Source organism: Aliiglaciecola lipolytica, assembly GCF_018860635.1.
GTDB classification, from domain to species: domain Bacteria; phylum Pseudomonadota; class Gammaproteobacteria; order Enterobacterales; family Alteromonadaceae; genus Aliiglaciecola; species Aliiglaciecola lipolytica_A.
Genome location: NZ_JAHKPT010000025.1, coordinates 336199 through 356397 on the forward strand (window position 1 = coordinate 336199; position 20199 = coordinate 356397).

Here is a 20199-nt window from a genome sequence, read left to right on the forward strand (position 1 = left end):
TCCATGGTGGGTTAGTGCTGGCTTTGGCTGTGGATTCTCGGCATAATATTGACATTATTGCAGTGGCGAGGGCAGACAAATATGAAATGGATCACGTTAATTCTCGTGAGTTTATGTTTATTACTGCAATATCGTCTTTGGTTCGGTAAAAACAGTATTCCCGATTATATTGAAATTAAACAGTTAGTCGAAGAACAACAAGCCAGAAATGCTGATTTAATCCAGCGCAACAATTTGCTTTTAGCCGACATTCACGACCTTAAAATAGGTGTAGATGCGATGGAAGAGCGGGCCAGAAATGAGCTAGGATTGATTAAACAAGGTGAGACATTTTACCGCATTCTGCCAGCTCAAGATTAAATGAGTTAAAGCAAAGCTGCCGACTCTAATTTATTGAAAATATAAAATTTGTTGGTTTGAAATCTACATAATAGATTTCAAACTAGTGCGAACTTAAACTGCAAACGACTTATGAATCCATGACTCAACATTTCCCCAGTTTTAGCGTAATTGTTCCTGCAGCAGGAGTCGGTAAACGCATGCAGGCAGACAAACCCAAGCAGTATTTGAAAATTGGCGATAAAACTGTGTTGGAACACACTGTTGAAAAGTTAATTACCCATCCTAGAGTCTCCCATATTGTTATCGCACTGGATCCGCAGGATCCTTATTTTGACTTGCTACCCTTAAGTCAGCAAGAATGGATAACGAGAGTGGACGGAGGTTCAGAGCGTGCAGATTCAGTGTTGGCCGGTTTACGCGCAGTCAATAATGCAGATTGGATTGCCGTTCACGATGCCGCTCGCCCTTGTGTAAGTCATGCTGATTTGGACCAACTTTTCAGTCTTTACGAGAAGAATAATGGTGGAGGCATACTCGCGAATACGGTTAAAGATACGATGAAACGTGCTCAACAAGCGCATCCAAATCGTGTCGCTAAAACCGTCGATAGAGATGGGCTATGGCATGCTTTAACACCGCAGTTTTTTGCACTTAAGCAACTTAGACAATCACTCACTGAAGCACTAGAGCAAGGTGTGACTATCACCGATGAAGCGTCGGCGATGGAATGGGCTGGATGGCCGGTTAATTTAGTTGAGGGAAGCGAACGCAATATTAAAATAACCCGTCCCAATGATTTAGCATTGGCGAGGTTTTATTTATCTCAGGAAAAATAGCAATGCGAATTGGTCATGGTTACGACGTACATAAATTTGGTGGTGAAGGCCCCATAGTCATTTGTGGTGAATTCATCGATTATGAAATGGGCTTGGTCGCACACTCCGACGGTGATGTTGCGCTACACGCTTTGTGTGATGCTTTATTAGGGGCCTGCGCCTTAGGTGATATTGGCAAGCATTTCCCCGACACAGACTCAGCTTATGCAGGTGCAGATAGCCGAGAATTACTAAAACATGTATATGACCTGATTCGCCAAAAAGGCTATCAATTGGCTAATTTAGATATGACGATTGTGGCACAAGCACCCAAAATGGCGCCGCATATTTCCGCCATGAGGCAGAATATTTGTAGCGATTTGCAAGTGGATATTGAACAAGTGAATGTGAAAGCCACAACCACTGAAAAACTCGGGTTTGCTGGTCGAAAAGAAGGCATAGCCTGCCACGCTGTAGTGTTATTGCAAGTAGCCAATACATGATTGCTTTGGGCACTGAGCACTGGCTGCATCAACAATCGGCGCCAACCGCATCGGGTACAATTAAATCGAGTTTCGCTGATTTTGTAGTACGTGAAGAACTCGGATACGAACTGACAGGTGAAGGTGAGCATATTCATTTGTGGGTGCAAAAAGAAGGTTTAAACACCGCTTTTGTCGCGGAACAGTTAGCCAAATTTTGCGGTCTTCCTTTGCGCGCTATTACTTATGCTGGGCGCAAAGACAAACACGCATTAACCCAGCAATGGTTCGGTGTTCACGCCCCTGGGAAACAAACCTTTGAATGGCAAGACTTACAATTAGATGGTTTGCGTATCATTGAATCTCAACGACACAACAAGAAGCTGCGAGTTGGGGCGTTAACAGGTAATCGCTTTGAACTAGTTGTACGCGAGATAACAGATACTTCACAGTTAACCCAAAGATTAGAGTATATTCAGCAAAATGGTGTACCGAATTATTTTGGCGCCCAGCGTTTTGGTGAATCTCGCCATCATCAGGCGGGGGGAAATTTATTACTAGCACAAACGATGCTAAACGGTGAAACCATTCGCAATCGAAATAAGCGCTCAATGGCAATTTCAGCGTTACGTTCTTGGTTATTCAACGAATTTATACACCAACGGTTATTGCAAAAAACCTATGCTACACCACTACCTGGCGAGGCCTGTATTTTAACTGGCAGCAATAGTTTTTTTATTGCCCAACAAATAGATCTCGAGACGCGGTTGCGCTTAGAAAAAAATGATATTGTATTATCTGCGCCAATGTGGGGAACCGGTGAGCTAACCACCGAAGGTCAAGTAAAAGAATTTGAGCAACAAGTCGCAAAGCAACAACTCAACGTATGTCAATTACTTGCGGCATTGGGCTTAAAACAGGAGCGTCGAGCTATTTGCTTGAAACCACAAAATTTACAGTGGCAAATTAGCTCAGATACGCTGAATATACAATTTTCGTTGCCTGCAGGATGCTTTGCAACGTCAGTATTAAGAGAGTTAATAAATGCAAATACTGCTGAGCAATGATGATGGTTTTTTTGCCGAAGGCTTAGAAACCTTATACGCCCATTTAAGTGAACTCTATGATGTAACAGTGATCGCGCCGGAGGAAAATTGCAGCGCTTTTAGTAATGCCCTATCGATACGAAAACCGTTGCGAATCGAAAAACAAAATAACGGATTTTACGCAGTTAACGGAACACCTTCTGACTGTGTGCATTTGGGCATAAACCAGTTTCTAGCAAAAGACCCCACCTTGGTTGTTTCTGGGATCAACCATGGCCCCAATTTAGGTGATGACGTTATCTATTCAGGCACAGTCGCGGCGGCAACAGAAGGGCGATTCATGGGTTTACCTGCTGTCGCAGTGTCACTAGCAAGTCACGAATGTAAACACTTTGAAACAGCAGCCAAAGTAGTAGTAGAAATTATTCAGCGTTTGCACAAACATCCATTGCCGGCAGACCAAATTCTTAATATTAATGTACCCGATGTTCCCTACCAAGATCTGCAAGGCATCGAAGTGACTCGTCAAGGGCGTCGCCATCGGGCTGAAAGCATGGTAAAAGATAAAGACCCTCAGGGTCAGGACGTTTATTGGTATGGCGCAATAGGCCAAGAACAAGACGCAGGCCCGGGAACCGATTTTTACGCTGTGGCGCAGAACCGTTGCTCTGTTACTCCCTTGAGTGTAGATATGACAGCTTACAATAGTCTAAATGACATGAAAAAATGGTTAGATATAGAAATCACATAACAATAAGATGAAGTACAAGGAATCACATGAAACGCGCCACTAGAAAAGGTCAATCTTTAGCTCAATTGATACATGCTGAAGGTATACAGGAACAACGAGTATTGCAGGCCGTTGCCGCAACACCTCGAGAATTGTTTCTGCCAGATGCATTGCATCATAAAGCCTATGAAAACACGGCATTACCGATTGGCCAAGGGCAAACCATTTCACAACCCTACATAGTCGCTAAAATGACCGAACTTTTGCTTAGTTCTGATGCTCAAAACCATTCAGTATTAGAAATTGGCACAGGCTCAGGATATCAAACCGCTATTTTGGCGCAATTGTTCAATAAAGTGTTTAGTGTTGAACGAATTAAAGCCTTACAGTTCCAAGCTAAACGCAGAATGAATCAATTGGATTTGCACAACGTATCGATGAAACATGGTGACGGCTGGAAAGGCTGGGCAAATAAAGGTCCTTTTGACGGAATTATCGTTACCGCAGCGGCTAGTCATATGCCGACGGAACTTTATCAACAACTGAATGATGGCGGCATGTTAGTGATTCCCGTTGGAACCGACGATCAAAAACTACATGTGGTCGTGCGTGATAAAGATGAGTTCAATACCACGATTGTGGAATCTGTGCGTTTTGTTCCACTCGTCGCCGGCGATATCATTTAAGGTTTGTCAATTACCAAGGAAGTAAATTAGTGAAACCAATTAGTAGAAACACTAAGCAGTTTGTTGGCCTAGGGTTAAAAGGTGCTCTGATGGGAGCTGCAGACGCTATTCCAGGCGTGTCTGGCGGAACTATCGCTTTTATGACAGGCATTTATGAAGAATTAATCTATTCTTTGAAGCAATGTGGACCTGAAGCGCTAAGCATCTTATTTAAACAAGGAATCTTAGCCGCTTGGCAACATATCAATGGCGCTTTTCTAGCGTGTGTTTTTGGTGGCATTCTAGTCAGCGTGATTAGCGCCTCACACCTTGTTATATTTTTACTCGATAGCTACCCTAGTTTACTCTGGTCATTTTTCTTTGGCTTAATTTTGGCCGCAGTTTGGTCGGTAGTGCGACATATCGACAAATGGCGTGCTAGCATATTAGTTGCTTTTCTTTGCGGGGCTATCTCGGCTTTTTACATCACGACTATAACCCCAACACATGTTGAAGCTACCAGTCTTATGGTATTCCTATCAGGCATGATCGCAATTTGTGCAATGATACTTCCAGGCATATCGGGCAGCTTTATTCTATTATTGTTAGGCATGTACATGCCCATTCTTTCTGCCGTAAAGTCCTTTCAAATTGGTACCCTAGCCCTGTTTGCTGGCGGCTGTGTGGTTGGTCTATTGTCATTTTCTCGAGTTTTACACTGGATGTTTGAAAAACATAAAACGATGACATTGGCCTTACTTGGGGGCTTTATGTTAGGTTCTTTAAACAAAGTATGGCCATGGAAACTAGTTGTGGAGAGCGTGGTCAATCGTCACGGAAAAGTTATTCCTTTAGTAGAGAACAACGTGTTACCCGCCACTTATGAGGCTGCCAGTGGACTACCAGCGCAACTGATACCTGCAATCTCTTTGATGCTTATCGGCGCTATTATGGTTGTTTTTCTAGAAAAGTTGGGGACCAAACCGGATTAATTCAGATGCAGAAGCTGGCGAGTTTATGGGCAAATAACATAAGGCGAGAACATTTCTCAGCGCTAGCTTTCATCTTACCTCTTAGTCTAACAATTGTCTTTGTATCCGCCTGCTCCAACCGCTCTACCCCTGCCCCAGTGATCGAACTCTACCAAGGGAAAGATTATCGCGACTTTGAAAAGAACGGATTCACAGGCAGCAAGTATATTGTCCAAAAAGGCGATACTTTATTTTCAATCGCTTGGTTTTCCGGAAATGACTACCGAGATATCGCCTCACAAAACAACATAAGAAAGCCCTATGCAATTTATCCAGGGCAAGAATTAGTCTTAAAAACGCCACCTAAAGCAGTTCAAAAAAGAGTAAATAAGCAACCTGGTCAGACCACCAAAACAAAAACAAACAGGACAGTTGACCCACCACGAAAGCAAGCGTATGGTGAAAGTAATAAAGATGTTAACAAACCTTACAAGCGGTCAGAAACCATTGAATTCCCTAGTAGAATAGAAAAATGGATTTGGCCTGCAAAAGGGAAATTAGCAACTAAATTTTCGCTTTCAGAGCAAGGCAGTCGGGGTATTGAAATCAGGGGTTCTAAAGGTGACCAAGTCGTTGCCGCCGCTGATGGCAAAGTTGTATACACTGGGAACGCTTTGAGAGGTTATGGTCAGTTGATCATAATTAAGCATTCTGAGTCTTTTTTGAGTGCTTATGCGCACAATGATGCTGTATTTGTAAAAGAACAACAGTGGATTAAGGCGGGGCAAAAAATAGCCTCCATGGGAAGTACAGGTACCGACAAAGTTAAGCTTCGTTTTGAAGTTAGGTACAGGGGCAAGTCTGTTGACCCATTGAAGTATTTACCTAGTAGATAATAACAATAAATAATAATTAGAAAGGCCTATAGGAGAAATGTGGACTAAATAAAATCTTTTAGGAGAATTGTATATGGGTGACAAAAATACCATCGTTGTAAATTTGGCTGAGCCGATTGTAAACGAAAAAGAAATCGACTCGGAATTAGCAGAAATTGAAGCCGATGATGAGAAAGATCCCATGGAAGAAATACTGGCTGGCCAAGAAGAAATCCAGAAAAACTTGGACGCCACGCAGTTGTATTTGGGTGAAATAGGTTTTTCACCTCTGTTGTCAGCAGAAGAAGAAGTGTATTTTGCACGACGCGCTTTAAAGGGAGACGAAGCCTCTCGCAAACGCATGATTGTGAGTAATTTACGTTTGGTCGTTAAAATAGCAAGACGTTACAACAATCGTGGATTGGCTTTATTAGATTTAATTGAAGAAGGTAATCTAGGACTAATTCGAGCTGTAGAAAAATTTGATCCTGAACGCGGTTTCCGCTTCTCAACCTACGCTACTTGGTGGATAAGACAAACCATCGAAAGAGCGATCATGAACCAAACCAGAACTATCCGATTACCTATCCATGTGGTAAAAGAATTAAATGTTTATCTCAGAGCATCACGGGAGCTCGCTCAGAAACTAGATCATGAACCTACTGCAGATGAAATTGCAGATTCACTTGGCAAACCCGTTGAAGACGTAACTAAAATGTTGCGATTAAACGAAAGAATCACATCTGTTGATACACCAATTGGAAGTGAGAATGATAAAGCACTACTAGATATCATTGCTGATGAAAAAGGTTACGGTCCAGAAGAAGATTTACAAGATAAAGATATCAAATGTAGCATCATTCGTTGGTTAGAAGAACTGAACCCCAAACAACGTGAAGTCTTAGCTAGACGCTTTGGATTGATGGGATACGAACCTTCTACATTAGAGGATGTTGGCGCTGAAATTGGTCTCACCAGAGAAAGGGTAAGACAAATCCAAGTTGAAGCATTACGACGCTTACGGGATATGTTAGGACACCAAGGATTAAATCTAGAAGCGCTGTTTAACAAAGATGATTAAACATCAAAATAGTAATTAAAAAGACGTCAAAATTGACGTCTTTTTTGTTTTCTGTCTCTTCGCTGTATTTCACTGCAGCTACTTAGCCATTATACGACGCCAAAGCAACTGCCTATAAGGACATTCTGTATTGCGGGGGGCTTATTCGTAGTAACCTACGAATTAACCTTAGAGCTAAAGATGCGGCCTGCAACGATTTGTTTCAGGCCGAAATTTTTCGCTTAACCTGCCCTTAAACACCGGCTTAGGGGTTGGTTAATTAACCAAACTATAGTGCTGCTAATGCCGCGTCGTAATCAGGCTCGTCAGTTGTTTCAGCTACTTGTTGAGTAAACATTACCGTACCATCAGCATCGATAACCACCACTGAACGAGATAATAAACCCGCTAGTGGACCCGTTTTAAATGCGACACCATATTCATCGCCAAAAGAGCCACGGAAACTAGAACCGGTAATAACATTTTCAATACCTTCTGCACCACAGAATCTAGCCGCAGCAAAGGGTAAATCTGCTGAAACACAAATCACTTTGGTGTTATCCAGATCAGCAGCTTTTTCATTAAATTTGCGAACAGAGGTAGCACATGTGCCAGTATCGACAGACGGAAATATATTTAGAATAACTTTACTACCCGCGTAATCCGCTAAGGTAGCAGATGATAAATCAACTTTAACTAAGTTGAAATCTGGTGCTTTGCTTCCTACTGCTGGTAATTCACCAACAGTTTCAAAAGAATTGCCTTGTAATGTAACAGTTGCCATCTAACTCTCCATTTTATTGAGGATTTATTTCACAATAGACTACAGTATAGTCATCTATTGAGGCAAAAGATCATTGCTATGAAATAGAAATATGATTTTGCAGGTCTAAGATTCCAACTAGCCGATAATACAGTTAGTAATGCACAGTCGAATTTATACGTGACTAAGGACTCATTCTTTGGTTTCGCACAAACAAAGGTTACCTATGTCATCAAATTTACGCTTAGTTTTATCTGCACTCATCTCTTTTGTGTTTTATTTTGCTTGGACCTATTGGGCCAACAATATGGTCTCTGAGGATTCTAGTTTAGTATTAAGGTCGGCTATCGTTCAGGGCACGCTGAGCGCGACTATCACCTTACTTTTCACCTTTGCATTAGAAAAATCAGTGCAGAAATTTGGACAAAGTAGTTTTTCGCTTATTTTTGTTGTACCAATTATCTGTACAGTACATTCTAAAACAACCCAGAACATTGCTATCTTTAAGACCTTTAACGCTGCATTGAATCTATCTGCGCAAAAAGCCAGTGGTACTATGGTACCAGGTACACTTTTAGCACCTATTCTTCCCTTATTGGTTCAGGCCACTATTGCTATAACAGTAAATTGGTTGAATCAAACTCCCAACCTGTGGTTAACCGTTGCCCCAAGTATTTTTTTTACTGGTGTATATGGTTACGTTTATACCTTCACGTTACTAAAAGACAGAGAAGCTTCCGTCTAAAATCCACTGCTGCTGTGCGGGTGATAAGCAGTTAAAGTATTCGTCGAACAAAAGTTGAACCAGCTGAAAAGCTGACGTAAGGTAGTCGAATGAATACTATAAATCCGACAAAAGTTGCCTTAATGGACTTGGCGCAAGAGATATTGCAAACCAAGTCATTTTCTAGTGTCTCCTTTCAAACGCTTGCCTTAGGTGTAGGGATTAAAAAAGGCAGTGTTTATTATCACTTTCAAACCAAAGAAGATCTGAGTGAAGCTATCATTGATCGCTTAATGAAAATGCTGCAACAAAGTTTGCTCGAGATTCAAAATGAACCGGTAGAAAATCAACTAAGCATCTACGTTAATTGGTTTGAAAACCATATTGGAGCGGCACAAAAACTATGCCCTGCAGCCAGTTTTGCTGCGACTTGGGACGCGGTTCCCGAACGGACAAAATCAAAAGTACAAGAGTTATATAATCTGCATCAACATTCCTTAGCCAAAATGATTCAAAATGGCAGAGACAAAGGCGTATTTGCTATAACGAATAAGTCTGCTGAAGAGTTAGCCATAATAGCATTTGCTTTGTTGCAAGGAGGTTTGGTGTCCTCCAGGGTATCTCAATCTAGATATGAATTTGAAGCATGCAAAGCGGCGGCGTTACACATGGTCAAAGCAGGCTAACGTCAATCCCCAATGTGGCGAATCAACAACCTTAAGGACAGGGTTGATAGAAGGTATTTTTTGATAGCTCAATTGCTTCTTCAATCACTAAACGCGCAGCAGCTTGCTCACCTAAGTTTCGCAGATTTTCTAACCAACTACGAAACAAACGTTGATCAAATAACGCTAAATTTGTCGCCTTATGAAAAAGAAAAATCGAATGTTCAAAATGTTTTTCCCTTCTTAGCTCTAGCTCCTTTAGTGCCAAATCATTACCCTCAAGTTCGTAAATCACTTCTTGATAAGCCATGCCGATATTTTGCGTAATATTAGTTTTCCCTTGAAATTCCATCGTCTGCCCTAAGGATAAACAAAGTTGTAAAAACTCAACATCCTGTTTAGGTTTGTCGGTACACAGCTTAGATATAATATTGAAAAAACTCGGTTGCGTTGCAGCGGCCCCAAAAGCAGAAAGCGCATTTCGTGTAAAATTTTCATTTGGGCGACCTTGTAAGCTATCTATATAAAGTCCGATATAATCTGCGAAACTTTCTTCGAATAGCGGAGCGCTATTAACTTGGCGAAGCGCATCTTTAACCAAATCAAGAGCATTTCTACTTGCGTGGAAATTAGCAACAGCGAACCACATTGCAGCGTTATCCCCTCCAACAGAAATCGCCTGTTCAACCAGTTGCTGATTGCAACCTTGATGACCTTTATTTTCTGTACATAAACCTAGAATTTGTTCCAGTGCTAGGGAATTATTGGGGAAACGTTGATTGAACGAGAATAACTTATCTAGTCGACTGGCTTGTTCTGACAAATCAGAGAATAACGCATAAGCCAACTGCTTGTGTTCTGACAAGGAACTGTCAAAACTGGCAAATATTTCCCCATTGCTCATGCCTTGATAGTCGGTGATTTGCTCCACATCGCATTCAACAATATAGTTGGGATCGGCTTCGGGCCCAGACTCGATTGAAGCAATTTGCTGTTCGGCAACTTGCTGAGTGTTTTTTTTCAACGGGGTAGCATTAGAGGAAGTAGTAAAGGCAATTTCAGGCTTGAGTGACGAAGTAACCTCGTCATTTTTTTGGATTTGCTTATTTGTAATGAAATCAAACAGAAAAAAACACAAAATAACCCCACCGATAAGTGAGGCTATTTTGGTTATCTTATTCATCGAATTATAATGGCTTATGACCCAAAACTACGCGCGACTGGTAAATTTTTGTTCAGCCGTATTAATTTTAATTTTTTCACCTGCTGCAATATATTCTGGTACTTGAACGACTAGCCCAGTTGAAAGTGTCGCTGGCTTAGTTCTCGCACTTGCCGATGCGCCTTTAATCGACGGGTCAGTTTCAGTAATGACTAGCTCAACAGACGCAGGTAGTTCTATCCCTACAGGTTTACCATCTACAATCAATATCTGTAGACCTTCAGTTTCCTCTGTAAAAAACAGCAACTCTTCAGCAATTGTATCTTTGTCCAATGAAAATGGTGTGTAATCTTCACTGTCCATAAACACGTATTCTGTACCGTCAACGTAAGAAAACATGACTTTACGACGGAAGAACTCAGCAGTATTGATCATCTCATCCGCTTTAAAACTTTCATCAGCTTTTGCCCCGGTAGAAACTTCATACAGACGCATACGGTATAAACTCGCACCAGCTCGACCACTAGGGGTAAGTTTGTTGATATCTTTTACAAGATAGACTTTACCGTTATGTTCAATTGCGGCATTCTTTTTTACTTCACTCGCTTTTGGCATTATTTTGCTCAACTTAAAAATTGCTTACTATTAAAGTATCACGAAGTGTAAAAACACAGAAGTAATTAGCACGCTAAAATACGATTTTTAGGGCTAATTTAAGGGTAAATATATATCTGTGATCATTTCTGTTTCTAACACTTGGGGTCCGAAGCTGACACGTTCGAAAAATAGCGGGAATTTCCCAGGGAGATTTTGCGTAGCATTAAGCCAGTGGGTGAACAAAAACTCTAAGCTATGGGACAATAAATGTTCTGGCCCTATGTGTCTAAAATAGGCGCATCGACAACTAGGAATGGTTTCAAAATGCATATTTTCAGCCAGAGCATACGAATTCGATTTAATTTCTACGCCTAATCCGAAACGATATTCAGTTTCAGTAGCCTGCCTAGGATCATTATAAATAATATTAAATGTACGACTGTTGACAGGCGAAAGCTGGTTGGCTTTTCGCCACGCAACGAAGTTTTGAATACTCAGCGGTAAAGTTCGCGGTGAGCCTCGATGGGTTAAAATGGCGATATCCAACTCGGCAAATTCAACAATTTCCACATCACTGAGATTAAGTTCTGGGCGCATATAATCTTCTAATTAACTCTCTACACGATTTAAGGTAAGAAATTGATAGTTATACTTATTTTTCTCATCGGCTAAGTGAGACTCCGTTTCTATAACTTCCCAATTAGCTGACTGATTATAATCAGGGAAATACGTATCTCCTGCCACGGCCAAGTCAATTTGAGTCAAATACAGGCGATGGCATAATGGTAAAAAATGACTGTAAATTGTACCGCCACCAATTATCATCAGTTCGTCTATATCGCCAGCGGCTTTGACAGCGTCCTCACAACTCGACACAACGATAGCATCTTCAAGCTGATACTCAGAATCACGGCTAATGACGATGTTTAATCTACCGGGAAGGGCTTTACCGATGGACTCATAGGTTTTCCTCCCCATCACTACAGGCTTACCCAAAGTCGTACGCTTGAAGTGACCTAAGTCTGCCGGAAGGTGCCAAGGCATACTGTTATCAGCCCCAATCACACGATTCTTTGCCATCGCAGCAATCATTGATATCACCATATAAATTTACAGCCTTTAAACAATACTAATTTAAAAAATGCGTAGCGCATTGGTTGTGTTAACTTGCTTCATTCTAACACTTTTAAATATCTAAATGTGTCGTGTAATAGTTACAACTTAGGTAAAATTTTCAGAACAACTCTCTGTAGTTTTTTAATCTAAAAGCCCTTAAGCCACTTGCAGTCTATGCTATACCAGCATTTTCCAATTTTGGTTCAGTTTTTGCTCTACTGACATAGATATCGTGATTCTTATAAACCATTTGAAGGAAGTAATTATGAAACTCACAAAACTATTGATTGCAAACATAATGGCGTTAACGCTTTTCAGCGGTTTGGTTCATGCCGAAGCAATTAGCTCTTCAAGCGTAATGCAAACTCAATCAACTCAATATAACAAACAACAAATTATTTCTATGTTTGATCGAGAAGAAGTGCAGAATAAACTCGTCGATTTAGGCGTTGAACAAAAAGACGCGCTAGCCAGAATTAATGCAATGACGGACAGTGAAATTAATCAACTGAATGCCCAGCTTAACGAAGCTCCAGCAGGTGGTATTGTAGGAACTATTGTGACTGTGCTTGTGGTTATTGCGGTATTAGATGTGTTGGGAATTACCGATGTTTATCCGTTCATTCGTCCAATCAACAGCTAACATAATATTTACCGGATGAAAAATATCACCTTGGTTGTGCAGTGGCTGCTATTGGTTGGCGCTTTCTGGCTAACCGGATGTCAATCGACGCCACAAGCGGACGCCTTGCAGGCGTCTGCGCCAACGGATATACCGAGTCAAAAGAATCTCGATGACGTTCCTTTTTATCCTCAGCAAGAATTTTACTGCGGGCCAACAACCTTATCTGAGGTGTTCGCCTATTATGGAGAGCAAGTCTCCGCTGAAGATATTGCGCCTAAGCTATTTATTCCTGAAAAAGAAGGCAGCTTGCAATTGGAAATGGTTTCAGCTGCTAGGCAGTATGGCTATTTAGCCTATTCTGGACGCGGAAATTTGGAACAATTACTTTATTCAATTGAGCATGATGTGCCTGTCATCATTTTTCAGAACCAATCAATTTCTTGGTTGCCTATGTGGCATTATGCATTGGTCACTGGATATGATCTCGATAGTCAAACTATTCAGCTCCACACAGGGGTCACCGAAAGCCATACTATGTCATTTGAGCTTTTTGAGCGCCTATGGCAAAGGGGGAATTATTGGTATTTGATGCCCTTACCTGCGGGATTAACCCATAATAATTTGGACGCATTTAAATACACTAGTGCAGCATTTGACATGCTACAAACCGGCCAAGTGGAAGCCGGTTTAACAAACTTAATTGCTGCGACTAAACAGTGGCCTGAACAATGGCTGGGGTACTTTTTGCTTGCTAATCATTTCGCAGAGTTCGATTATCAACAGGCTAATCAATGGTTTTTCAAAGGTTGGCAGTATGGTAAAGATCAGGGTGCTTACCTAAACAATTACGCTTACTCTCTTGCCAATCAAGGATGCCCTGTACAAACGCGGCAACTGATGGAATACGCCTTAGACAAATTTCCAGATGATGATTTGCTAAAGCGCAGCTATGCTGAACTCTTAACAGAAACAACAGACACAAAAACGCCTGAAAATACTTCAGGCGCTCAGTGTCAATTACCTAGCTTAGTCGATTAAAAAATCTACTCTCTAGTGTAAACCACTTCTACATCGTAATCGTCATCGTCGTCATCAAAATCATCATCATCTTCTAAGTGATCATCTTGTTGTGTCTGACTGTGGTACGCATCCCATTTGAAGTTAACTTCTTCCTCAGACTCTTCCAAACTATCCATTTCATTTGGCAGTGTATCTAAGTAATTCATGACTTCGCGACAAACTTCGTCGGTGTTTTTCTTCTGGAATGCTGAGATTTGGAAACTTGGGCCATCCCAATCTAATGCTTCAATGATCTTATCGCAGATTTCTTTGGCTTCTTCTTCGAGCAACAAATCGATCTTATTGAAGACTAACCAACGTGGTTTAGCCGCCAATTTAGGACTGTATTTGTCTAATTCAGCAATAATTGCTTTGGCATTTTCTACCGGATCAGATTCATCAGCGGGTAATAAATCAATCAAATGTAACAGTACCCGACAACGCTCTAGGTGTTTCAAAAAGCGTATGCCTAAGCCAGCTCCATCTGCAGCTCCCTCGATTAATCCAGGAATGTCCGCTATCACGAAGCTACGTTGAGAATCCTGTCTTACTACCCCCAAATTAGGTACAAGAGTAGTAAAAGGGTAATCAGCAACTTTAGGTTTTGCAGACGATACCGAACGAATAAAGGTCGATTTACCGGCATTAGGTAACCCTAATAAACCAACATCGGCAAGCAACATCAATTCTAGACTTAACCAACGAATCTCTCCTGGAGAACCGTTAGATTTTTGTCTTGGGGCACGGTTGGTACTACTTTTAAAACGCGCATTACCAAGGCCATGGAAACCGCCTTGCGCCACTTTCAAACGCATACCGTGTTTGGTCAAGTCACCTAAAGCCTCACCAGTATCTTTATCGGTGGCTCTGGTACCTACGGGTACTTTAAGCTCTAAGTCTTCGCCTGCACGCCCTGTACAATCACTGCCTTGGCCATTTTTGCCACGTTCAGCACGGTGAAAACGTTCAAAGCGAAAATCAATTAAGGTGTTAAGGTTTTCATCTGCTACCAGATAAACGCTGCCGCCATCACCACCATCGCCTCCATCAGGGCCACCCCTAGGAACGTATTTTTCGCGGCGAAAACCGATAACGCCATTGCCGCCGTCTCCAGCTTCAACACGTATTTCAGCTTCATCTACAAATTTCATCTCACACCTCAATTAAGCTTACACGGGCCAAGTAATATATTACTCCGCCCCAACTTTTTTCTCTAGCAATAAAAAGCCCCGCAAGAGCGGGGCTTTTTCAATTTACTTGTTAGCTCGTCTTACTCTGCAACGATGCTTACATATTTGCGGTTCTTAGGACCTTTAACACCAAATTCAACTTTGCCATCAGACAATGCGAAAAGAGTGTGGTCTTTACCGATACCCATATTATCTCCAGGGTGGAAACGAGTTCCACGCTGACGAACAATGATATTACCAGCTAATACTGACTCGCCACCGAAACGCTTAACACCTAAACGTTTACTTTCTGAGTCACGACCGTTATTAGTACTACCACCCGCCTTTTTATGTGCCATTAGTTCGTACTCCTATTAAGCGTTTATACCAGTGATTTTCACTTCCGTGAACCACTGACGATGACCTTGGGTCTTACGAGAATGCTTACGACGACGGAATTTGACAATTTTAATCTTGTCACCACGACCATGAGAAACTACTTCAGCAGTTACTTTGCCGCCATCAACATAAGGCATACCAATTTTTACATCATCACCATTACTAACCATCAAGACATTATCGAACTCAACCGCTTCACCCGGTGCGACTTCGATTTTCTCAAGACGAACGGTTTGGCCTTCGGCCACACGGTGTTGTTTACCACCACTTTGGAAAACCGCGTACATATTTAACTCCGCTCTGCGCCCACGGCGCTACAATTCAAAAACAGGGCGCGAATTGTACGTGAACTGAACTATCGTAGCAAGCCTAAATCGTAATTATTTTGGTAAAAGCTCAGCTTTTTCCGTGAACAGCCATAATATTCGGTTACTTGACTAGATAGATCTGTGTTTTTATGTAGAATTGCACGCATATTAACATACCGTAAAAATGAGCCAATTAATTAATAATGGACTTAAATAACATACGCCGTCTTGCTGATCCTGACATGCAAGCTGTTAACGCCTTAATCCAATCCCAAGTGAATTCAGATGTGGCATTAATAAATCAATTGGGATTCTACATTGTTAACAGTGGCGGTAAAAGAATACGTCCACTTATTACGGTGCTTGCCGCCCGTGCAGTAGGCATTGAAAACCAGCAGCATCACACACTAGCAGCGATTATTGAATTTATTCATACTGCGACTCTATTACACGACGATGTAGTAGATGAGTCCACGATGCGAAGAGGAAGAGAAACAGCGAACGAACTTTTTGGCAATCAAGCCAGTGTGTTGGTAGGTGACTTTTTGTACACCCGTTCATTTCAAATGATGGTCGACTTAAAGCGTATGCGAGTGATGGAGATTCTTTCATCTGCGACAAATGTTATCGCTGAAGGTGAAGTCATGCAATTGATGAATTGCAATGATCCCAACACCAGTGAAGAAAGCTACATGGAAGTCATTTATAGTAAAACTGCACGCTTATTTGAAGCTGCTACTCTTTTAGCTGCCGTGATCACCGATCAAACGCCTGAAATTGAGCAAGCTATGCAAGATTACGGGCGCTACTTAGGCACAGCATTCCAGTTAGTTGATGATATTCTTGATTATGCCGCTGATAGCGACGAAATGGGTAAAAATGTAGGGGATGATTTGGCAGAAGGCAAACCCACTTTACCTCTGCTTTATGCTATGTGGAACGGTAATGAGAAACAAAAAGCCCTTATCAAAGAAGCAATTGAACTAAACAACGGCATGGAAAGTCTAGACGAGATTCTAGCCGCCATGGAACAAACTGGTTCATTGGTTTACACCAAACAAAAAGCGCTGCAAGCAGCTAATCAAGCAATTGAAGCCTTAGCGCCATTGCCTGATTCAGATTACAAAAAAGCACTTATTGGTTTGGCAAATATATCTGTAGAACGCGCCGCTTAACAATAGCGGCGTTTGCTCTAACAAAGATTTAAAGACTAATTTAAGCCCATTTCTCTGGTCATATTTTCATTCCGGTCGCGATGCACAATTATATTGTCCTCAATACGAATTCCACCGAAGGGTCTAAAAGCATCAATCACATCCCAATTTAGGTATTTGGACTGTTCAGTAGCACGTAAATCTGCCAACAAGCTATCTATGAAATATAAACCAGGTTCAATTGTGAAGACTTGTCTTGATTCGATAATACGAGTAGTACGAAGGAATGGATGCGCTTCAGGAGGAGGATTAGGCGTACCGCGATCATCCGCTACATGTCCAGCTACATCATGAACTTGTAACCCCAAAAAGTGGCCAATACCGTGGGGGAAAAAGGTCTTGGTTATGCCATTTTGCAAAATATCGTCTGCAGACAAGTTAACAATATTAAAACGGTTCAACAACTCAGCAATGTACTTGTGGGCAGCTAAGTGCACTTCAGTATAAGCCACACCTGGCTTTAATAGGTCAACCAATTTGAGAGTAACCTCATCCATTGCAGCGACTAACTCGGCAAAACGATCATCTTGTTGACTGTAAGTACGTGTAATATCTGCAGCGTACCCATGGAAACTTGCACCCGCATCAATTAAAAATGAACGAGATTTAGTGGGGGCAGCGGTTTCTTGCTCCATATAATGCAATATCGCGGCGTTTTCATTTAGCGCGACTATGTTGTTATATGGCACTTGATTGTCGCCTTGTTTCACCGCCTTTAAGTAAGCTTGATTAATATTAAACTCAGACATGCCACCTCTAAACGCCTGTTCAGCAGCTAAATGCCCTTTAACGGCCATTTGATTAGCTTGGCGCATACACAGCAATTCATAATCTGTTTTATAAGCACGATAATAATGTAAATAATGTAAGACTCTATCAGGGTTTACCATATCAAAGCCTAACGCTCTGGCGACCTCTAAATATTCCCCAATGTAAGCATACTTCTTCTTGTCGTACGGCAGATGTTTTTCTACGGCATCCGCCTGAGTCAATAACACTATATCAAATTCAGACGCCCAAAAGGCAGTAGGTTCTGGTGGCACCTTATGCCAGAAATCTTTAGGTCGATAAAAAATCAACTTGGGCTTATCGACACCATTTACGACCAACCAACAGTTTGGATTATCAATTATCGGCACCCAAGCTTTAAATTGAGGGTTAACATGAAATGGGTAATGATTATCATCCAAAAACATTCGCTTGCTTTGACCAGAGTGGATAATCAAGCCATCTATGCCCTCACGCAGCAAAGCTTCTTTAGTTCGCTTTTGCATTTCAATAATGTGGCTGGGATATAATTCAGAAAGTGTATGCATAGTATTTATCGGACTTCATATAGATTAGATTCAATGCAGCTAGATTAACATATACCAAAGGGAACTGGTCAACAAAGGCGGCGAAAGTTAATCTCTAAAATGTAAATCAATTTACACATTTATAACGTTTGCCCACCCAGTTGCATATTCGCTAGTTCATTGAATAATGGTGACTTTTTACCTAACTGCATTGCATAAATTTGCTGATACGCTAAAACTGCTTTCACATAGTTGCGGGTTTCTTTATAAGGTATGGTTTCAATCCAAACATCCATATCTACACTGTGATCTTTGGGGATCCATTTCTGCACTCGTCGCCAGCCAGCATTGTAAGACGCTGTGGCAAGCACCGGATTATTATCCATTTTGTCCATTAAGTAACGTAAATACTGAGTGCCATAGCCGGCGTTAATATCAGGATCAAAAAGCACGTTGGTTTTGAGTTGTTTTTTTGCCAAATAACGAGCCGTACCAGGTAATAGTTGCATCAGTCCTTTTGCGCCAGCACTGGAGTTCGCGTCTGCCATAAACGAACTTTCCCTGCGGGCAACGGCAAACGCCCAAGCAGGATCAACTTGATTGGCCTCAGAATGATTAACTAACTCCTCGCGATAGGCCATTGGAAAACGTCGTTTAATATCATCTAAATACCCGGTATTAGAAAAACCATAAATGGCCCGGTCATGCCAGCCCCAACTATCGGCTAAAACCGCAGATACCAGTTTTTGCTGTTGATTTAGCTGCGATTGCAGATGAAACCATTCTCGACGTGCAGAAGTAAAGCGTTCCAATTGAAGAAACTCGTAAGCCCGTTTCGCCGAATCCATATTGGCAATATGGTTTAAGGTTTGTTTATCAAATTCCAACGGACGATCTATAATTTGCGGTGTTTGCGCTAACTTACCACTAGCTAAAAAACCGTAATAATGGCGTTGCTTTGCCAACCATTGGTAATTTTGATTCGCACTTTCAAGGGCATTCATTTTTTCCAAAGCTCGGGCCTGCCAATATCTAGCACTCAGTTCAGTGCTATTTTTTTCCGGCATCTGTTCTATCACTTCCAATGCATGTTGCCAATTTCCGGTTTTCAACACGTGCGCTAAGTGCCAGCGAAATAACTGTTCGTCGGCATTTTCATGGCTGGCTTTTTCGAGCCACTCATCGGCTTTTTGATGTTCAGAAATCGCTAAAGCCACCGCAAATTTGCCAGCAAGATCATACTGCCGACTTTGCTCAACATCGAATTTTTTGAGTACCGATTGCCAAGTTTTAATCGCAAGTTCTTCATCTCGCCAAATTAGGCGTCCTAAACCATACTGAATAATATCCAGTTCTAATTCTGGGTGTTTTTTAGGGAATTTAGATAAATGGCTAACATAGTTGGGCGAGCGACGGACCCGTAACCACAAGTCAGCTAAATATTGCTGTTCAACCGGTAACAGCGTCTTTAAGTAAGGAATCAGGGTATGACTACCGCCATTTCCAGCCAACGCCAACCGCTTCAAAACCCGTTCTTGGGTTCTAAAACCAGCTTGCGTCCAAGCAGCAAAAACCTTATCACATTCATTTGGCTGTGATTTACCCACTACCCAAAGTTCAGATGCTTTTTTAAATACGCTTTCACGATTCGCAGGATCGGCTAATTGATACGTTAAATACTGACAGGTGAGCTCCACATTCGAGGTGGGTCGAAAATACTGCATGTATAAATCAGCATAATTTTTATTTTTTAAATAGGTTAACCATTTATAACGCAACGATCGGTCTAAAGGAGAACCTTCATATTGGGCTAAAAAAGTATCTATTTTGTCTTGATTAGCTAAATATGGATGGGCTTTGAGAGTTTGCTGCTCAATGTAAGGTTCTAACGGATAGCCTTTTAATTGTTCCCTTAAACGGCGATATTCCGCAGAGTTAGGTTTGGCCACCATATTTTCTAGCGCTTTAAACACGTTTCGTTGATGCGCTAAAGCATCGTCAACGGCAGACGCCGACGTTTGTGCTTGCAGGTGAGTGCTGAAAACCAAAAAAACGGCGAGCACTAAAAAGACATTTCGGAAAAAATAGTTCATAACAGTTGTCATAACTCCGAACAA

The 20199-nt window shown here is 41.6% G+C and carries 24 protein-coding genes; 14 read left to right on the forward strand and 10 right to left on the reverse strand.

Translation table 11 applies throughout. The features are described 5' to 3' along the window. Nucleotides 1-81: 81 nt before the first annotated feature. The 9 genes from ftsB to rpoS all read left to right on the forward strand — a co-directional run bounded on the left by ftsB (nt 82) and on the right by rpoS (nt 7007). Complete coding sequence (gene ftsB, locus KO530_RS13940) at nt 82-360, forward strand: cell division protein FtsB (RefSeq protein WP_216049047.1); 279 nt, start codon at nt 82-84, stop codon at nt 358-360. A 119-nt stretch (nt 361-479) separates the two neighbouring features. Continuing rightward, complete coding sequence (gene ispD / locus KO530_RS13945) at nt 480-1178, forward strand: 2-C-methyl-D-erythritol 4-phosphate cytidylyltransferase (protein WP_216049048.1); 699 nt, start codon at nt 480-482, stop codon at nt 1176-1178. Between the two features lie 2 nt (nt 1179-1180). After that, entirely contained in the window at nt 1181-1660 is a 480-nt protein-coding gene (gene ispF, locus KO530_RS13950; RefSeq protein WP_216049049.1) for a 2-C-methyl-D-erythritol 2,4-cyclodiphosphate synthase, read from the forward strand. Beyond that, complete coding sequence (truD, locus tag KO530_RS13955; RefSeq protein WP_216049050.1) at nt 1657-2706, forward strand: tRNA pseudouridine(13) synthase TruD; 1050 nt, start codon at nt 1657-1659, stop codon at nt 2704-2706. Before ispF ends, truD begins: the two co-directional genes overlap by 4 nt. Beyond that, entirely contained in the window at nt 2684-3436 is a 753-nt protein-coding gene (gene surE, locus KO530_RS13960; RefSeq protein ID WP_216049051.1) for a 5'/3'-nucleotidase SurE, read from the forward strand. The genes truD and surE overlap by 23 nt, the downstream gene beginning before the upstream one ends. A 26-nt stretch (nt 3437-3462) precedes the next feature. Beyond that, the gene (locus KO530_RS13965; protein ID WP_216049052.1) at nt 3463-4101 is read left to right on the forward strand and encodes a protein-L-isoaspartate(D-aspartate) O-methyltransferase; all 639 of its coding nucleotides are present in this window, start codon (nt 3463-3465) and stop codon (nt 4099-4101) included. Between the two features lie 29 nt (nt 4102-4130). Then, nucleotides 4131-5072 carry a DUF368 domain-containing protein gene (locus tag KO530_RS13970; protein WP_303500461.1) on the forward strand — a complete coding sequence of 314 codons (942 nt, stop codon included), beginning with the start codon at nt 4131-4133 and terminating at the stop codon, nt 5070-5072. Nucleotides 5073-5077: 5 nt separating this feature from the next. Beyond that, the gene (locus KO530_RS13975; protein WP_216049053.1) at nt 5078-5947 is read left to right on the forward strand and encodes a peptidoglycan DD-metalloendopeptidase family protein; all 870 of its coding nucleotides are present in this window, start codon (nt 5078-5080) and stop codon (nt 5945-5947) included. A gap of 73 nt (nt 5948-6020) precedes the next feature. Beyond that, the gene (rpoS, locus tag KO530_RS13980; protein WP_216049054.1) at nt 6021-7007 is read left to right on the forward strand and encodes an RNA polymerase sigma factor RpoS; all 987 of its coding nucleotides are present in this window, start codon (nt 6021-6023) and stop codon (nt 7005-7007) included. A 268-nt stretch (nt 7008-7275) separates the two neighbouring features. Here the strand turns inward: rpoS and tpx are convergent, their stop codons facing one another. Further along, nucleotides 7276-7770, reverse strand: a complete 495-nt coding sequence (gene tpx / locus KO530_RS13985; protein WP_216049055.1) for a thiol peroxidase — start codon at nt 7768-7770, stop codon at nt 7276-7278. A 205-nt stretch (nt 7771-7975) separates the two neighbouring features. On the opposite strand from tpx, the gene KO530_RS13990 reads away from it, so the two are divergent. Together KO530_RS13990 and KO530_RS13995 are read left to right on the forward strand one after the other, a co-directional pair. Then, the gene (locus tag KO530_RS13990; RefSeq protein ID WP_216049056.1) at nt 7976-8494 is read left to right on the forward strand and encodes a hypothetical protein; all 519 of its coding nucleotides are present in this window, start codon (nt 7976-7978) and stop codon (nt 8492-8494) included. Between the two features lie 89 nt (nt 8495-8583). After that, nucleotides 8584-9159, forward strand: coding sequence for a TetR/AcrR family transcriptional regulator (locus KO530_RS13995; RefSeq protein WP_216049057.1), 576 nt, complete (start codon nt 8584-8586; stop codon nt 9157-9159). Between the two features lie 31 nt (nt 9160-9190). On the opposite strand, the gene KO530_RS14000 is transcribed toward KO530_RS13995, so the two are convergent. The 4 genes from KO530_RS14000 to folA form a co-directional block, all read right to left on the reverse strand. Beyond that, on the reverse strand, nt 9191-10321 hold the full coding sequence (locus KO530_RS14000; protein ID WP_216049058.1) for a hypothetical protein: 1131 nt from the start codon (nt 10319-10321) through the stop codon (nt 9191-9193). 27 nt (nt 10322-10348) lie between these two features. Further along, a complete protein-coding gene (gene efpL, locus KO530_RS14005; RefSeq protein ID WP_216049059.1) occupies nt 10349-10915 on the reverse strand; it encodes an elongation factor P-like protein EfpL in 567 nt (188 codons plus the stop codon). A gap of 93 nt (nt 10916-11008) precedes the next feature. After that, on the reverse strand, nt 11009-11494 hold the full coding sequence (locus KO530_RS14010) for an AraC family transcriptional regulator (RefSeq protein WP_216049060.1): 486 nt from the start codon (nt 11492-11494) through the stop codon (nt 11009-11011). Nucleotides 11495-11506: 12 nt separating this feature from the next. After that, entirely contained in the window at nt 11507-11989 is a 483-nt protein-coding gene (folA, locus tag KO530_RS14015) for a type 3 dihydrofolate reductase (RefSeq protein WP_216049061.1), read from the reverse strand. Nucleotides 11990-12278: 289 nt separating this feature from the next. On the opposite strand from folA, the gene KO530_RS14020 reads away from it, so the two are divergent. Beyond that, nucleotides 12279-12656, forward strand: a complete 378-nt coding sequence (locus KO530_RS14020; protein ID WP_216049062.1) for a PA2779 family protein — start codon at nt 12279-12281, stop codon at nt 12654-12656. Between the two features lie 15 nt (nt 12657-12671). Then, on the forward strand, nt 12672-13676 hold the full coding sequence (locus tag KO530_RS14025) for a PA2778 family cysteine peptidase (RefSeq protein ID WP_216049063.1): 1005 nt from the start codon (nt 12672-12674) through the stop codon (nt 13674-13676). Nucleotides 13677-13681: 5 nt separating this feature from the next. Here KO530_RS14025 and cgtA read toward each other — a convergent pair whose 3' ends face one another. The 3 genes from cgtA to rplU all read right to left on the reverse strand — a co-directional run bounded on the left by cgtA (nt 13682) and on the right by rplU (nt 15552). Continuing rightward, nucleotides 13682-14848 (reverse strand): Obg family GTPase CgtA, encoded by a 1167-nt coding sequence (cgtA, locus tag KO530_RS14030; protein WP_216049064.1) that lies wholly within the window; start codon nt 14846-14848, stop codon nt 13682-13684. A gap of 119 nt (nt 14849-14967) precedes the next feature. Continuing rightward, nucleotides 14968-15225 (reverse strand): 50S ribosomal protein L27, encoded by a 258-nt coding sequence (gene rpmA / locus KO530_RS14035; RefSeq protein WP_216049065.1) that lies wholly within the window; start codon nt 15223-15225, stop codon nt 14968-14970. A 15-nt stretch (nt 15226-15240) separates the two neighbouring features. Further along, nucleotides 15241-15552, reverse strand: a complete 312-nt coding sequence (gene rplU / locus KO530_RS14040) for a 50S ribosomal protein L21 (RefSeq protein WP_216049066.1) — start codon at nt 15550-15552, stop codon at nt 15241-15243. A 224-nt stretch (nt 15553-15776) separates the two neighbouring features. Here rplU and ispB point away from each other — a divergent pair, with 224 nt between their 5' ends. Further along, nucleotides 15777-16748: an octaprenyl diphosphate synthase gene (gene ispB / locus KO530_RS14045; protein ID WP_216049067.1), complete on the forward strand. Its 972-nt coding sequence runs from the start codon at nt 15777-15779 to the stop codon at nt 16746-16748. Nucleotides 16749-16783: 35 nt separating this feature from the next. Here the strand turns inward: ispB and pepQ are convergent, their stop codons facing one another. Together pepQ and KO530_RS14055 are read right to left on the reverse strand one after the other, a co-directional pair. Beyond that, entirely contained in the window at nt 16784-18103 is a 1320-nt protein-coding gene (gene pepQ / locus KO530_RS14050; protein WP_216049068.1) for a Xaa-Pro dipeptidase, read from the reverse strand. A 119-nt stretch (nt 18104-18222) separates the two neighbouring features. Then, entirely contained in the window at nt 18223-20175 is a 1953-nt protein-coding gene (locus tag KO530_RS14055; protein ID WP_216049069.1) for a lytic transglycosylase domain-containing protein, read from the reverse strand. Nucleotides 20176-20199: the final 24 nt, after the last annotated feature.